Origin of the sequence: Lactiplantibacillus nangangensis (assembly GCF_005405065.1) — a bacterium.
Classification (GTDB): Bacteria; Bacillota; Bacilli; order Lactobacillales; family Lactobacillaceae; genus Lactiplantibacillus; species Lactiplantibacillus nangangensis.
This window is the reverse complement of the sequence record NZ_BJDI01000007.1, coordinates 71,390-87,220: the sequence shown is the minus strand read 5'-3', so window position 1 is coordinate 87,220 and position 15,831 is coordinate 71,390. Positions and strand designations below refer to the sequence as shown.

Here is a 15,831-nt window from a genome sequence, read left to right as displayed (position 1 = left end):
GTGTTAAACAAATGATATATTCTGAGTGACGTTAATGACATTGTGAAAATGAAAAAGAGGTAGGCGCATGTTACATTCAGAAGATTCCCAGCCTTTTCCAGTGGAAGATGAAGTAACTGAGTATAAAGAAAGCTTTAATGAAAAGTGTAAAAAAGAAATTGCGGCTTTCCTAAACGGTAATAATACGGCCTATATTTATTTGGGTGTGGCTGATAAAAGTCGACGAGTCACACATACGTATACGGAAATGGAATTACATAATATTGAAGAACAGCTGGGACGTTGGCTGTCTAGCTCGATTTACTATCCGAGTCCAGTTGGGTTAGTCCAAATATATTATAACCATGGTCTGTTATGCCTTGAAATACGACCGGGAAAATTCAAACCATACTTTTTGGATGACAAAGCCTATGTTAGAAATGGCTCTGAGTCAATTAAAGCATCTCCAGAACGTGTGACTAAAATGATAGCTAGTCAAAGCTTGGGTACATTTGATGTTTCTGAGTCACCCATTCAGAATGTTAGTTTTGATAGTGTCAGGTTGCGATTTAAAAAACAAAATTTACTTTTCAAACCCAAGTCTTTAGGCTTTTATGATTCACGTGCAAAATTTACAAATGCCGCATTGCTAATGAGTGACCAGAACCCTTTTTTGGTAAAAATCGCAGTTTTTGATGGATTGACAGTAGAACAGTTTAAAAACCGACGGCAATTGTCAGGTAGCTTGCTAAGCCAAATTGATGATGCTTTAACTTTCATTGATTTGAATAATCCGTTGGCGGCACAGATTACTGGAAGTCCCCAAAGAACTGAGCAAAGAAGTTATCCAAATGTGGCTGTTCGAGAAGCGGTGGTTAATGCAATTGTCCATCGTTCTTACTTTAGTCAGTCGCCAGTGCAAATTGAAGTTTTTGATGACAGGCTCACGATTTTGTCGCCTGGACCACTGCCTGGGGGAATGCAACTTGAAGCTGTTTTAGATGGGCAGACCTTACCGAGAAATCCACAAATTGTCAAAACACTTAATAAATTAAAATATGTTGAGGATTACGGAACTGGAATTAGAAGAATTTTAAGCAGTTATGCTAGCACCGGAAGAAAGCCGATATTTGTTGCGAAGGAAGACTATGTCAAGGTGACATTGCCTAACCTTAATTATCAAGAGAGCCTATCGGGTCCAGAAGACATCAATGGGCTTGAAACTGCTGGGGTTGCGATCTTTTTTGAAAGTCGGGAAAAAATTGTTGCCTATTTGAAGAGTCACGTTTCTATTACGAGATCTACGACAGAAGTATTGTTAAATATAAGTGGAACGCAGGCTAATAGGTATTTGAAAAGGTTAGTGGCCGAAAATGTTTTGGAAAAGATTGGTGCAGGCCCAGCTACGAAGTATGTATTGGGCTCGTGAATGGGGAGATAAGGGGAGATGATGGGGAGATAAGGGGAGATAGGGGAGATAAATTAAAGTGTCAATCCTTGTTGTTAGTTGACAATTTTTAGCAGCTGAAAAGGCCTATAATTACGGAGCTTTTTTATCGTAGGTATAGGTCTTTTTAATTTGAAAGCAATCATAGCTGTAAACTGTGATTAACTGGCACTTTGCTCATCTGTTATCAAATTACAGAATGGATTATTAAGTAACCTAACATACTGATTTAATGGTATTATTATAAAATCAAGCCTGAAAAGGTTAGGAAATACCTTTGAACTTTGTGCATGGTTGAACTACAATGAAGTCGTAAAAAGAAACCGCTTTATCTTTGGTTTGTCTGATTAAATTTGAGATTGAAAGTTTCAAGGAGGTAATATTATGAGTAGTCGCGATACAGCAAATGTTTTATGGTTTAATGAATTACATCGTGAAGATGTTAGCTTAGTTGGTGGGAAATCGTCCTCATTGGGAGAAATGACTTCCTCAATGGATGTGCCGGTACCATATGGTTTCGCCACAACTGCCCGAGCTTATCGCTACTTTATGGATAAGACCGGATTAAACGATAAAGTTAACACGTTGCTTAACGGTATTGTGGACTACGAAGATTCGGACGAATTGCACAAGACTTGTGAGCAAATTCGTAACTTGATCGTTGGCGCAACCATGCCAACTGATTTGGCGAATGATATTCAAAAGGCTTACGTTGATCTTGCTGACAAGATGGGTCAATCTGATCCATTTGTTGCGATTCGTTCCTCTGCGACTGCAGAAGATCTTCCTAATGCTTCGTTTGCCGGTCAACAGGAATCTTACTTAAATATCAAGGGTGCTGCTGACGTTGTTAACCGGGTTCAACAATGCTATTCATCATTGTTCACGGATCGGGCGACTTATTATCGGCACAAGCAACAGTTCCCATACGAAAAAGTCGCCTTATCAGCAGCGGTCCAAATGATGGTCTTCTCAAAGGCCTCAGGGATTATGTTCTCCGTCAACGTTGCTAATGGTGATGATTCCAAGATTGTCATCGACGGGATTCGGGGCTTAGGCGAATATATCGTCTTAGGCAAAGTTACCCCTAACCACTTCGTTGTGGATAAGGAAACCTTGAAGATCGTTGAAAGAAATGTCATTAAGCAGCCGGTTGAGTTGATGCGGGTTGCCAATGGTGGGACGAAGGAACAAAATGTGCCTGCCGACTTACAAGATAAACAAGTTTTAACGGATAGTCAGGTCGTTGAATTGGCTGGCTATGCTAAAGAAATCGAAAAGCACTATGGCTGTTACATGGATATGGAATATGCCTTAGACGTTAATACTGACCGGCTTTGGATCGTCCAAGCGCGTCCAGAAACCGTTTGGTCACAACGTAATAAAGGAAAAACAAGTGATGCTGGAGATGATAACGTGGTTTCAGAAGCAGATGCTAAAGTAGTTGTTCGTGGGTTACCTGCAAGTCCAGGTTTAGCAACTGGCGTCGTTCACGTTATTGATAATCCAAAAGACATCGATAAATTCAAGCAAGGTGAAATTTTGGTCACCTTGATGACTTCACCTGACTGGGTACCAGCGATGAAGAAGGCTGCGGCCATTGTCACTAATAATGGTGGGATGACTTGCCACGCTGCGATCGTTTCACGAGAAATGGAAATTCCATGTATCGTCGGGACTGAAAGTAAGCACGTGGCTGCCACCAGTGTGCTCAAGACTGGTGATGTGGTTACAGTTGATGCCAAGAATGGGGTCGTTTACCAAGGTAAGATCGATAGCATGTTGAAGAAAGCCGCTCCGGCAGCCCAAGTTGCTGGTCAAGTTGTTGCCGCCGAAACCTTCGCCCCAACCGCAACTGGTGTCATGATGAACTTAGGTGACCCAGAGTTAGCTGAAAAGTATTCATCATTACCAGCTGATGGGATCGGGTTGATGCGTGAAGAGTTCCTCTGGACGACTTATATCCACGAACATCCACTCTACTTGATTGAAGAAGGCCATCCTGAAAAGGTCGTCGACATGTTAGCGGACGGTATTTCTAAGGTTGCTCGGGCCATGTCACCACGGCCAGTGGTCTTACGGCTCTCCGACTTCAAGTCGAGTGAATATCGTAAGCTTAAGGGTGGCGAGAAGTTTGAACCACATGAACCAGCTGATTTGTTAGGCTGGCGTGGGGCTTCACGTTATTATGATCCGAAGTATATCAATGCGTTCAAGCTTGAATTAGCTGCCGTTAAGAAAGTTCGGAACGAGTTTGGCTTGAAGAACTTGAATGTCATGATTCCATTCGTTCGGACGCTTGATGAAGCTAAGAAAGTTACAGACATCATGGCTGGTGAAGGCTTGGTTCGTAATGCCGACTTCAAAGTTTACATGATGGCTGAAATTCCATCAAACATCATTTTGGCTGATAAATTCAACGAATATGTTGATGGGTACTCCATTGGGTCTAACGACTTAACCATGTTGTTGCTCGGTTGTGACCGGAATAACGATACCGTTGCGAGTCTCTTTGATGAACGTAACTTAGCAGTTAAACGCGCCATTCGTCATTTGATCACTGCGGCACACAAAGATGGCAAGACTGTTTCCATTTGCGGTCAAGCACCGTCTGAATTCCCTGACTTCACGAACTTCTTGATTCAAAATGGGATCGACTATGTTTCCGTCAACCCAGATATGGTCAAGGAAACGAAGCGGAATGTGGCTCACTTTGAACAACGCATCATGTTGGATAAAGCAACTGGCCGCGGTTTGCAAGACCCAACGGATTATGATTGGAAATAACCCGTTGATTGAACGGTAAAAGGTTTGAAGGAACCGTAACGTCTAACTTAACTTAGGCGTTGCGGTTCCTTTTTTTAGGATGATTCTGGAATGTGCTATGATAATTAAGAAGTCAAAAATTAGGATGGTAAATTTAAAGATGAATTCAGAGTTGAAAAAGCAGTTAGCAACGTTATCGATGTATGAACGAGCAATTCTCATGTTCTGCTTACGTGCCTACTTTAATAGTGGCAACTACACGAATCAGTTACCACTAGGCGAGATGTTACCAGATGTGGCGGCAATCTTTGACGTTAATCCAGAAGTGAACGTTTTTGCCAAATTGACGAACTTACAAATGGCGGCTGCTAGCGGTCCCAAGCTACCTGTAAAGGTATTCAAGTCGATGACCTACCAAAAAGACGGCCAACAGTTAGTGACGGTTTTAAACAAGCAAGCCGATTTGAACGCCTTGCTGAAAGTCGTTGATAACTAAGACTTGCTGACAAAATGGATTTATTAGTTCGTTCAATAGTAGACATATTAGCCATGGCTTTGCTAGACTGGTAACAATTATGTTGGTTGCAACCGTTTACGGAGGAAGTTAATGAAGCCAGTTTTAGCTAGTGGTTTTCTATTTGTTGGTGGGGCAATCATGATGACCGTGTCGCGATTCAGTTTTGTCCCGATAATTGGTGGGGCTTGTGCAGCGATTGGTGCAGGCTGGTTATTGTATGAGTTATTTATCGAAGAGTCTGATAAGAAGTGAAACAAGCAGCTACCCGCTGCGATTAGTTTACTGATTGCACTAGGATATGTTGAAGATGAACCACGGCAGACGATTCACTCTGAAATGAAAATTAATGTTTCAAAACGGGAACCGAGTCAGGTCGAAAATGAAATTTCCGTTGGTAAAAATAATTCGACATTCTTTGCCAGTTAGTAATTGAGTGTGATAGATATGAAAAATTTTCGAAAACGTCCGATTAGGGGCGTTTTTTATTTTCTAAGAGCAGTTACTAATTAAATTAATTAATCCAAAATTCAGCCCAAATTAGCGCGATAATGGAAGTATAAATTAATTTACTGTAAGAAAGTGTAATTATTCATGAAAACTAAGTTATATACCAAAGATGTCAAACTAGTTCTAGCGGCTAGCTTCTTCTTCCTGATGAACCCAATGCTGATCAATCCGGTGATTGCGGGCTTTGCAAGCAGCGTCGGAGCTAACAGTTTGTTAGCGGGTGTCGTTGCCGGCGCGACGAATTTAACGTCATTATTGTTACGGCCGGTTGCCGGCAACTTGACTGACCGCGTGTCCAAATATCATTTGACCACAGTTGGTGGCGTGCTATTTGTGTTAGCCAGCGTCGGCTACAGTCTAACGACTAATCTCACACTGATCATTATTTGTCGAATTATTACCGGGATTGGTTATACGCTCTGTTCCGTTTGCATGGCAACTTGGATGGCGAGCTTACTGCCAGCTGATCGAATCGGTTCTGGCATGGGCATCTATGGTCTCGCCAACGCGATGGGGATGGCGGTTGGGCCGGCGTTAGCGGTCTATTTATACAGTCATTTTAGTTATCAAACTGTTTTCTGGACGTCCGCTGGTTGTAGTTTACTGATGCTGTTTTTGATTCAATTTGTCGGCAGTCGCGGGATTCCCCAGCCGGTCCAAGCGACGACTCATGCCAAACGTTTTCACTTGGTTCAACCGAAAGTGGTGCCAGTGGCGTTGATTCTGATGCTCTTTTCATTGCCGTATTTTGCCACGCAGACTTACCTTGTCAGCTACATTGAACAACGCCATTTTTCAGTATCAGCCGGGGCGTTTTTCCCAGTATATGCGATTATTTTATTGGGTCTAAGATTAGGTTTACGAGATCTCTTTGACCGAGTGCCCTTTCGAAAGTTTTTCTGGATTTGCTTAGGATGTAATTTTATCGGTGTTTTAGCGTTAGTACGGTTGAGCAATTGGTTCATGTTAGTCATTGCGGCGCTGGGATTAGCGGCAGGGTATGGGCTCATGTACTCAATCTGTCAGGCCAAAGCATTGACCTTAGTGCCAAGGGCCGACCGCGGGCTAGCCAACAGTACCTTTTATATTGGCATCGATTTAGGTATGACGCTGGGACCCATGTTTGGGGGACTCATCAGTAGTTTATTGCCGTGGACGTGGTTTTACCCCGTCATGTTTGTGACCTTACCATTGGTCGTGTTGGTCTATTGGTGGGATCGCCGCGGCTTAGCTTAAATGAGACGGCTTGCAACTAAAAATAGGATTTCAGAAATCTTAAACTGACTTCTGAAATCCTATTTTTTAGGCCGTAATTGTTAAAGTTGCAACAACTTGTTGGTCATTGAGCTGAGTCGTGACTTGCAGTTGGTCATCAGCCAGTGATTGCTGGTCTGGTAGACTGGCTGACCACTGACTGGTTGTTTCAGATACGGTATAGCTGACTTGTAGCTGGACGACTTCTCTTGGCAAAGCTTGGATCGTCAGTGTAACTGGCTGATCAGTTTGTGCGGCGTTGTCGATTGCGGTATCTAACAAGTTACCGAGCAGGCGGCCCACTTTAATGGGGTGGTCGGCTTTGATGATGATTGGTTGCGTCAGGTTAAGCTGCAGCTGGACACCACGTGATGCGGCCGTTTCGACCTTCGCATAAATCAAACCACGCAATTCTGGGTTATTTAACTGATTGAGTGTCGTGATTGTCGTCGTTGTCAGTGGTGAGGCTGCCGGTGCGCCCGCCAGTTTTTGATAATAAGCTTTCAGACCGGCGACGTCGTTATTACGAATATAGTGATTGAGATTCAGCAAGGTGTTGCGATAGTCATCGTGAAATGATTCCAATTGTGTCTGATGTTGAACGAGTTGCTCATTGGTAGTTGTCACCTGTGCTAGCAGCTGATTGTCGGTCAGGCGGTTGTTATTGTTAATCACAAGATACGCGGTGGTCGTGCCGAAAACTAGCGTGGCAACGACGGCAATGTAAGTCTGAGTCACGACGGGTTGTTCGAGGGCATAGCAATAAGCCAGTACATACGCGGCGTATTCGAGAAAAACGAGCCAATAATCACTCGTGGCGACTTTGACCTGCTGAAAAAAGGCTAGCACGTTTGTACGACTGACAAAGTGATGTGCCAGCAAGCCAATTAAAATAATGATTGGCAAGCCTAACGCGGCGGCACCAATTAAATTGATACTCGCAGTTAAATCACCCAACCCAATGGCCTGTCGGAGTCGCATGGGGTCGTCGGCCGATAGTGCAAATTTTAAAAAGGTCCCGCCGATACCGCCAATTAACCGTTTCAACGCATTTAGCGACAGGATAATGGGTAACACGATGAGCCAGTGTGTGTTCAGTAGCCGCGTTGCCATGATCGTGTCGACAATCGTTAGGGGCACAATCCAAATCAAGGCTAGCGGTAGTTGTGACCACCAGGCGGTTGCGGCTTGCTGCAGAAATTGCAAGGCAAGAATGATGCCCAACCAGCTCAAGCTGAAGCGCCAAGTCAGGCGTTCACGAAAGGCTAATCCAATAATCACCATTTCGTAGCAGCTAGAAATTAGCGACAATGTGTAGAGTAAATAAGTCAATGCAGGTTCCCCTTAGAATAAATTAAGTGTGTCGTTTAGTGATGATTCCGTTGACGAAATGTTAAATTAAGTTAATTATATATCACAATAAACTTATTAATTAAACTTTTTGAAATTTTGTCATTGATAGCCGTTTTGGTCCACATGATAATGTGCTGAAAAGCAAAAAACGACCCTGACAACATGCTGATTTCACATGTCGTCAGGGCCATTTTGAGGCGTTTGTTCAATTTAGCGATGTCCGTGTCGGCGTCCGAGCCAGTACGCGAGTCCAATAACGACTAAAGCTAAACTGCCGGCGAGGGCGAACCAGTACCAAGCGGTCGTGGCCGTCCCTTTGACGGGTTTAGTGCGTGTATTATGTTCTTGAGTCCGCGTTTTTGATAGCGTGAAGTCTTGGGTAAAACGCCAATGACGATCACCGCTGGCTAACTGCATTTTTAAGGTGTATTTGCCAGGTGTCAGGGGCTTATCGCCGAGGCCAATCTCAGCGTTGAACCAACTATTGGGGGCCATGGCGCGATTCTTCAAGGTCTGTGAAACGACCTCGTGACCAGTGGCCTTTTCAAAAATTTGAGTCTTGATCTCGAGTTCGCCAAAAGCAATGGGGGCTAAGTTACGGAGCTTAGCGACGACGACTGGTGCGGTGCTGGCATCGTTGGTGATCACTTTCGTACTTGCTAATTGAACCTTGGCAGGTACGGCTTGATTTGGCTGACACCAGAGCGCAACGGCGGTCGTTACCGCATAGCGGTTAGCCAGTTGGAAATTTTGGGCGGTCCGTTTCGTGCTTGCTTTGCTGGTTTTAGGATTGGTAACGAAGAGGCCACCTAAGATCTCGCCAGTAAAGCCATCCTTAGGAATCTTGGTTGCAAACGAGACGGTCTTTCCTTGGTGTGGTGCTAAATCAACGGTCACGGCTGACGAGGTCATTTTTGTAAAAGTCGTTTTCGCGGATGGATCGGTGCGGTTGGACGGAATGTAAACAATCGTGCCGGAATCCGCAGTCGTGGCATTGACCGGAATGATCTGTAGCTCGCGTCGAGTTGTCCCCGGATTGGTCACTGACAGTTTTAACGTTTGGGTACTTCCCGGCGTGACCTTAAGATTGAAGTAGCCATCCTTCGTTGATAATTGATTCTTAGGAAATAAAGGGGTGACCACAAAGTTGGCGGTCGGTGTTTGAGCTGCTTGAACTGGCAGCGGGAATCCGAATGCTTGTCCGCCGAGTAGGCCTAAAGCTAATAGGCCCCAAATTAGTTTGCGTAACGACATTCTACCCATCTCCAGTCATGCTAAGCGTTTCAGTTGAGTTAACTTGCTGGTTTGACCGATACCGGTGCGCTGTCGAGTGCCCAGTACAAAGTTGCAGTGTAGGTACCAGCTGAAATCAAAGGTTGTTTGCTAATCAATAAGCTACTGCTCGTTGCCGTCGTCGCGGTGTTATTCCCTTCACCGGTGTTGGTGTCTGCATTCCACAAGTTTTCGGGATTGCTGATCCAGCCGCTAGTAACGGTGCCTTGGGACAACAGCAGGTTAACTGGTGCGGCCGTGGCGGTGTTATCTAACGTACCGGCCGTTTCATTCAGCGTTAATTTAGCGTCAGTAACGGTATTGGTGCCGGAAGTGAATGGCCCCATGCCGACCGATAACGACCAACCAGCGTGATTGCCACGATAGTCGCTGACGCTTAAGGTGCCAGAATTGTTACCGTCATAGCTTGTGCCACCAGTGGTAGTGCCACTGACAACTGGTAAAGTCGTGTCAGCGGTTGCAATACTCTTGACACCAGCACTACCTAATGAAATATTTGGGACTTGATTTAGGGTCAAACTACCTGGTGAGACGGTGAATTCGGCATTCGAAGCCGCTTCAGCAGAACCAGTCGTATCAGCAACATAGCCGCTGGAAACCGTGGTCAAGTTACTCGTCGTGGTCCCGGGACCAGCCGCCATGGCAGCTAAGGGACTCAATGATAGTAATGCCAGCGTGACGGTACTACTCAGGCCGGCCATAATTTTTAATGAACGCATGATAATTCCTCCATTCTAATTTTTGTTTGTAGATGACTTAAGACTAAGCATCGTTATCGTTCTGTCAGTAACCAAACAATACCATCATTGTACAAAAAGGTGCTATTAGAAATTTTGTTCGGCAACTTTGCATACTAGGCTGGTTTCGTTGAAGTGCTAAAATGTTAAGCTTGAAAAATTATGATTGGTATAATTTTTGTCCATTATTGGATGCTTGTGTGGCGTATAGGCTACATCAAATTGACTTGTACCATAGTAATGACTGTTCAAATACTTTTTATCATGGCAATTATGAATATCTGTATGTCTCATTTTAGAACCGATTTATTTGGATGTTGTTCTCACTTTTGACCTGTCAGTTCAGTTTTTGTCGGCGGACTCCATTAAATTGATGTGAGTCTTTAGACTTTTATTATTTAGTTATGAAGTGATCTAACACCTAGATTGCACCCATTATAGTAGCTGCTGTTTTGCTTTGGCTAATTATTAGGGTTGGGTTCCCGGTGTTGATACGTAAAGTGTACGCTAATGATGAGACTCTGAATTCGGCTTTGTAGTATTGAAAGTTTACATAGGTTCCATGATAATTGACGTTATTACCTTAGGTCCATGTGTAATTTTCTATTTACACATAATTGTTTCAAGGCCCAAAATCCAATTTTAAATCCAAGTAGTAATAGTATATTTGCGACGTTTCATTGTATAATTATTAAATGATTACTAGGAAATCAACGTGTAATGTCTGGAGATGAAAGAATTGAAAACATTGATATTGGCAATGCTGAGGGTATTTTCAAGATGTACATAAATGGTGTTAAAAGATATCAATTTGACTATATATATTCATAAGGATATATCATTAAGTGGGTTATCCATTCTTATTGTTACGATTGGTGTAGTTAATATATTTTTTAGATAGACTTTGTAGTAGCTTATTCAATATTTGAACTACGAGTCCCCCTTCTTAAAAGATTAAATGATTAATGCTTTGTAAATTTCTACAGCTATGGATATTTGGCATTATATGATAAAAAGGAGAAGAGTTAAGTTGGATAAAAGAAATGTACGAATTTGGCTCTTGGAGCACATGCCAAGTACGTTGTATGTACGATTGGTTTCAGGAGTAAAGGGTGTTACAATTCCCAGAAATACTAATAAGAAGTCTTCATATGCGGTTACCAATATGCAACTTTTACAACCTAAGAATATTGGTAAGCTCGATTTGTTTTTTAGTAAAGTATCTGAAAGTATTTCTAAAAATGGCAAAGAGTCTGAGTCGGAAAATTTACAATGGAATAAGATTGTTAAAAGCTATGTCCTAGGTGACTATGATAAAGCTACAAGTCTTATTGAGACATTTAGCGAAAGAGTTTCAAAAGAAGTTCCCCAGAAATTAGCGGACATACGTCCTAATTCACTCGAAAGCAAAAGCTTGAATAATTCGATTATAAAAAAATTGAAGCAGCAAATAGAGAACAGAGACAATAATATAAAAGAATTGAAAGCTGAAATAAAATCAAAAGATTCCAAAATCTCTGATTTAAAAAAGGTTTGTCAGGATCTTCGGAGTGCTAATTTACGATTTGAGGGTGAAGTGGAGAATAAAAAGAAGCAACTTAGCGCGACTGTGAATAGAATGAAAACGGAAAAAGAATATTCTATAAAGTTGATTCAAGAAACTAAGACCATGAAAAAGGAAATTAAAGATAGAAATGATACTATTAGTCATTTAAATGAAAAAAATTTAGAACAATCGGGAAAATTAGCAGATTTACTCAGTAAGGCAGAGTCAATAGAGCGGTCAGAATCGCCAAAAGATTCCTCAAATATGAGTATTTCAGATTTAGACCAAAAGACGGTACTGCAAATCGGATTTCCAAATAAAATAAAAAATAAACAGATTATTGCTAAATTGAACGTTTCAGAGGTATTTGCTACCAATAGGGTGACTCAGACTCGTGTATATAATTTTAGATTTCAGATATTTGAAGAAATCTCAGATCTAGAAAAACAAGTTTCACAAGTTCAAGATTCGATAAAGTATATAAATATATATTCAGGTGCGCTTAACAATAATGAAAAATATAGAATTGAAAAAATGGCTAAAGGTCTTAACTTAAAGGCCTATTTGCAAAATTCAATAGAGGAGTTTGAAACATCATGGCTATGAAAAAGAAATATGGACAAGCATATATTGGTGAGTGGAATCAGATAGATCAAAACGGTGATGTGAGTACCACTGGCGGTATATTGATTGATAGGAACAATGACCTAATGTTTAAATTACGGCTTTTGAATAGTAGTAGTACATATGCTGGTGAAGAAATTAATGCATATGATTCTGAAATATCGCACTTAGATTTTGAAGACGATCGGGAGTTAACAAAGGAAGAACGTAAGAACAATTTTGCTGACTGGGCAAAAGGTCATTTATTCATATTTCAAATTTGGGAAGAGGAAAGTTATACACGTTATGATAAGAGTTATGGTCCAAACTATGTTGCAAAGAATTTAGCAGCCGTACAAAAAAATGATGACTTTTCTTCAAATCTTTCCTATGAGCTGATACCAATTATTGGAGAAAAAAGTGATTTGCCTAATAGAGAAAAATTTGAAAATTCTTTGAATACTGGTAGGGCAATCCCTATTGATAATACAGACTTGTTTGGGAAAAATACGGATGATATTAGTAGCTTTGCGATATTTCACGAAGAAGCTGGGCTGAATTATTCAGGTGAACTAGGATATCTATATGAAAATTTAGACTTATCTGACATAGCCCCAGAATATTTGCGGTATGTAACACCTGCCAAAAATTCGAATGTAAATGTTAGAAAAATTAAAACATCCGAATGGATGAAGTTTATCTATTTCAACATTCCCGGGTATGATGATGTTTCGTTTGTACCAACCACACAATTAATGGTTACACAATTAGATCTGAATACAAACTACGATAGTGTGTTATCGGGTGATAATAATGATAAGTCGAGTAGTGATGTTTCTGACACGCAAGATAAAGATATTGAATCAAATTTAATTAAAGATGACATTCATGAGATTCAATTAATATCTAATTTTAGAAAAATGGTTAAATCAAAAAAGTATAATCTGACATTGAATGATAACGATTTGGTAAGCTTTTATCTCTCATTAAAAACAAGTACTTTGACAGTTTTGGCTGGCTTGAGTGGAACTGGAAAATCCAAAATAATAACAGCTTTTGCCGATGCATTAGGTGTGTTGGGAACAAATCAATTTAAAATGATTTCAGTTCGTCCGTCATGGCAAGATGATTCTGATCTTTTGGGGTATGCAGATACTATGCACAATGTGTATCGGCCATCTGATTCTGGGCTAGTAGAAATGTTAGTCGATGCAGCCGCTGATCCAAACCATATGTATATTGTTGTATTGGATGAAATGAATTTAGCGAGAATAGAGCACTACTTTTCTCAATTCATTTCAGTCTTGGAAAGAAATAATTCTGAGAGGGAAATAAGACTGTACAATAGTAACATCGTACATTTATTTAATAGTGATCGATACCCTAGTACTATTAAGATAGGCTCAAATATCAGATTTGTTGGAACTGTAAATATTGATGAATCGACCTTCAGCTTTTCAGATAAATTAATGGATCGGGCAAATATCATTGAACTACAAATGGTGCCGTTCAATAAACGTAATAATCCTGCTGAAGTTATAGATGATGGTCTACCAAAAGATGGTAAAAAGGAGTTTGAAGAATATCAAGCGTTCTTAGCAACATCTATGAATACTATTGCTACGAATAAAGAGAAAAATGGGTTAACAAAAAATGAGTTAGATTTCTTCTGGAAACTTGATGAGCTATTTTTGAATGATATACCAGACGGAGGATTTGGATGGAGAACTTTAAACAGTATTGAAGGCTTTTTGGCATCAATTTCTGAAAAAATGGACTTTAACCGCCAGGATGCACTGGACTATCAAGTCGCACAGAGAATACTTCCAAAATTGAGAGGTACAAGCGATACATTTAATGGTCTTTTGGAGATAAACGATTCAAAACTCGAAGGGAAGTTACTAGATTTATTAGACGAAGAATCTAGTTTGTCTGATTTTGTTCTTTCACGTGCCGTTCTTTTAAAGAAGGCTAAAGAATTGCAGGTGACTGGTTTTGTCAGTTGATGCGTACATGGTCAGTAAGGGAACTAAGCAAAGATTAAAATTCAGCAGCCATGAAATTGAAACGCAGGAATATCGTGATATTTTAACATTGGACTATGTTAAAGAGTGTGTGGAAAACACACAATGTAAATTAGCCTTTTTTGGAAATGAAAATGCCAAAATTTATATTGACGATACTAAAGGCAACGGCAATTTTTTGAATCATACGGAAGATGTGCAACAGAAATACTTTAATCCTAATAGTAATAATGTTGAGTTTGATAAAGCTACTTTTTTTTATATTTATAAAAATCAAACTAGTGATGCACCACAAATTAAACAAAACATGTTGAATTATGGCCCTGGAATATACAGAATTATGGTAATAGAACCTGGTGAAAAAAGATACTTTTCGTATTTTTATGTTAAACCAAAGTTTTTAAATGAAGATGAATTAATGGCTATGCGAGATGATGTAGAATCAATGGTCTCTGGACTATCTAGATCTTTTGAAGCCATTAATAATGGGGTGTTATCATCTGAAACAAAGGAGTTCTCTGCTGACGATTTAAAGAAAATTGAAATATTGCATAACAATATACATCAATTTGAAAACTCTATATATTCTATTGAGGGAAATCCACGCTTGCTAATTGCAAAAAAGTATAATTGGACTAGTGATAAAGCAGAAAATATTGACGAGTATAGTAATAAAGTTATGACAATGAGGCCAGATTTAGAAGGAATGTACTCATTTAAACGCTTTGTTAACCTTGACTTACGGGATAACCGTGTAATTAAGTACAAAATGATTCAATTAAAAAGTATTATTAATAAATTGGTCCATCAATTGAGCAAAAAAATTTCGTTTATAAATCACAAGAATAATCTAATGGACTTAACTAGCTTGAAGAATGACAAAAAAATTCTTTTGAGATATGGAATGGATATTAATTCTTTTTTGTCATCAGCATCATTTAATGAGATTAAGAGTGTTAATGGTAAATTGTCGAAGTCGGCAATGCTGAATAATAGTTATAGATATATATATTGTCTTGTTAATAGCTTAGTGAAGAAAGATAGCACAAGAAATATTATGGTGCGACAATACGTTTATGATTGGATTCGAACCCAAGATTTATATGAGATATGGGGATTTGTTAGAACCATAAAAGAAATGATAGAAATAGGCTTGGTCCCTGTAGGTGGATGGATTTTTAGTGATGATTATAATGTGCAAAGCGTGTTAGAACATGGAACCAGTGTAGAGTTTGAGTTCCAAGTTAGTGGAAATGCTTTACTAAAGCTTACTGTTATGTACAACAAAAGCTTGAGTAGGGAGCCTAATAATGAATTATTATGGACTAATTCGTCTCACAATAAGCCAGATATCTTGATCACTATACAAGATTCAGAAGGGACTTTGCTCAATGTTTTAGTAATGGATACTAAATATAGAAATTTGAAATTTGTCTATAATGATAAGCGCGCACAGTTATTGGGATATGTGGACAGTATTAAAAGTAAAATGTATTTTAAATCTGATTCATATGCGGCATTTAGGCATTTAGGATTTTCAGATAAGTCCCCAGTTCTTCAAGTGGCAATACTGTATCCGAAAATATTATTAGGAAGTGAAGGTGTTCAAGAAAAAGCAAGTTCTTTCAACATAAGTTCTATCGAGCTACGGCCTAATATCGGGTCTGATAAGCTGAGAATATTTATTGAAAAAGGAATCAAGAATGCACGTAGTTTGCTAAAAAGTGCCAATACAGTTGACGATTGACATAATAAATTTATAGATACATAATGTGTGCCTATGAATTTTATTATGTCTAAGATAT

General features: G+C 40.0%; 11 protein-coding genes. 8 read left to right on the top strand and 3 right to left on the bottom strand.

The window, feature by feature from the left end; translation table 11 throughout:
* Positions 1–67: 67 nt before the first annotated feature.
* The 5 genes from FFM70_RS07175 (at position 68) to FFM70_RS07160 (ending at position 6,452) form a co-directional block, all read left to right on the top strand.
* A complete protein-coding gene (locus tag FFM70_RS07175) occupies positions 68–1,408 on the top strand; it encodes an ATP-binding protein (RefSeq protein ID WP_137616173.1) in 1,341 nt (446 codons plus the stop codon).
* A 402-nt stretch (positions 1,409–1,810) separates the two neighbouring features.
* Positions 1,811–4,213 carry a phosphoenolpyruvate synthase gene (ppsA, locus tag FFM70_RS07170; RefSeq protein ID WP_137616172.1) on the top strand — a complete coding sequence of 801 codons (2,403 nt, stop codon included), beginning with the start codon at positions 1,811–1,813 and terminating at the stop codon, positions 4,211–4,213.
* Positions 4,214–4,352: 139 nt separating this feature from the next.
* Positions 4,353–4,688, top strand: a complete 336-nt coding sequence (locus FFM70_RS07165) for a hypothetical protein (protein ID WP_137616171.1) — start codon at positions 4,353–4,355, stop codon at positions 4,686–4,688.
* Positions 4,689–4,799: 111 nt separating this feature from the next.
* Entirely contained in the window at positions 4,800–4,961 is a 162-nt protein-coding gene (locus FFM70_RS13850) for a hypothetical protein (protein WP_171002325.1), read from the top strand.
* A 339-nt stretch (positions 4,962–5,300) separates the two neighbouring features.
* A complete protein-coding gene (locus tag FFM70_RS07160) occupies positions 5,301–6,452 on the top strand; it encodes an MFS transporter (protein ID WP_137616170.1) in 1,152 nt (383 codons plus the stop codon).
* A 66-nt stretch (positions 6,453–6,518) separates the two neighbouring features.
* Here the strand turns inward: FFM70_RS07160 and FFM70_RS07155 are convergent, their stop codons facing one another.
* The 3 genes from FFM70_RS07155 to FFM70_RS07145 all read right to left on the bottom strand — a co-directional run bounded on the left by FFM70_RS07155 (position 6,519) and on the right by FFM70_RS07145 (position 9,835).
* Entirely contained in the window at positions 6,519–7,802 is a 1,284-nt protein-coding gene (locus tag FFM70_RS07155) for an ATP-binding protein (RefSeq protein WP_137616169.1), read from the bottom strand.
* 231 nt (positions 7,803–8,033) lie between these two features.
* A complete protein-coding gene (locus FFM70_RS07150) occupies positions 8,034–9,077 on the bottom strand; it encodes a WxLIP family cell surface protein (RefSeq protein ID WP_137616168.1) in 1,044 nt (347 codons plus the stop codon).
* A gap of 38 nt (positions 9,078–9,115) precedes the next feature.
* Entirely contained in the window at positions 9,116–9,835 is a 720-nt protein-coding gene (locus FFM70_RS07145) for a WxL domain-containing protein (protein ID WP_137616167.1), read from the bottom strand.
* Positions 9,836–10,883: 1,048 nt separating this feature from the next.
* On the opposite strand from FFM70_RS07145, the gene FFM70_RS07140 reads away from it, so the two are divergent.
* Genes FFM70_RS07140 through FFM70_RS07130 form a run of 3 tightly spaced genes read left to right on the top strand, consistent with a single transcriptional unit; the run spans position 10,884 to position 15,773 of the window.
* Positions 10,884–12,005 carry a coiled-coil domain-containing protein gene (locus FFM70_RS07140; RefSeq protein WP_137616166.1) on the top strand — a complete coding sequence of 374 codons (1,122 nt, stop codon included), beginning with the start codon at positions 10,884–10,886 and terminating at the stop codon, positions 12,003–12,005.
* On the top strand, positions 11,996–14,008 hold the full coding sequence (locus FFM70_RS07135; protein WP_137616165.1) for an McrB family protein: 2,013 nt from the start codon (positions 11,996–11,998) through the stop codon (positions 14,006–14,008). Before FFM70_RS07140 ends, FFM70_RS07135 begins: the two co-directional genes overlap by 10 nt.
* Before the next feature lie 7 nt (positions 14,009–14,015).
* A complete protein-coding gene (locus FFM70_RS07130) occupies positions 14,016–15,773 on the top strand; it encodes a hypothetical protein (RefSeq protein ID WP_171002324.1) in 1,758 nt (585 codons plus the stop codon).
* Positions 15,774–15,831 lie beyond the last annotated feature (58 nt).

What these genes read in the sequence shown, in the direction of transcription:
- FFM70_RS07175 (WP_137616173.1), top strand. Translation starts at nt 68, where the DNA reads ATGTTACATTCAGAAGATTCCCAGCCTTTTCCAGTGGAAGATGAAGTA.
- ppsA (WP_137616172.1), top strand. Translation starts at nt 1,811, where the DNA reads ATGAGTAGTCGCGATACAGCAAATGTTTTATGGTTTAATGAATTACAT.
- FFM70_RS07165 (WP_137616171.1), top strand. Translation starts at nt 4,353, where the DNA reads ATGAATTCAGAGTTGAAAAAGCAGTTAGCAACGTTATCGATGTATGAA.
- FFM70_RS13850 (WP_171002325.1), top strand. Translation starts at nt 4,800, where the DNA reads ATGAAGCCAGTTTTAGCTAGTGGTTTTCTATTTGTTGGTGGGGCAATC.
- FFM70_RS07160 (WP_137616170.1), top strand. Translation starts at nt 5,301, where the DNA reads ATGAAAACTAAGTTATATACCAAAGATGTCAAACTAGTTCTAGCGGCT.
- FFM70_RS07150 (WP_137616168.1), bottom strand. Translation starts at nt 9,077, where the DNA reads ATGTCGTTACGCAAACTAATTTGGGGCCTATTAGCTTTAGGCCTACTC.
- FFM70_RS07145 (WP_137616167.1), bottom strand. Translation starts at nt 9,835, where the DNA reads ATGCGTTCATTAAAAATTATGGCCGGCCTGAGTAGTACCGTCACGCTG.
- FFM70_RS07135 (WP_137616165.1), top strand. Translation starts at nt 11,996, where the DNA reads ATGGCTATGAAAAAGAAATATGGACAAGCATATATTGGTGAGTGGAAT.
- FFM70_RS07130 (WP_171002324.1), top strand. Translation starts at nt 14,016, where the DNA reads ATGGTCAGTAAGGGAACTAAGCAAAGATTAAAATTCAGCAGCCATGAA.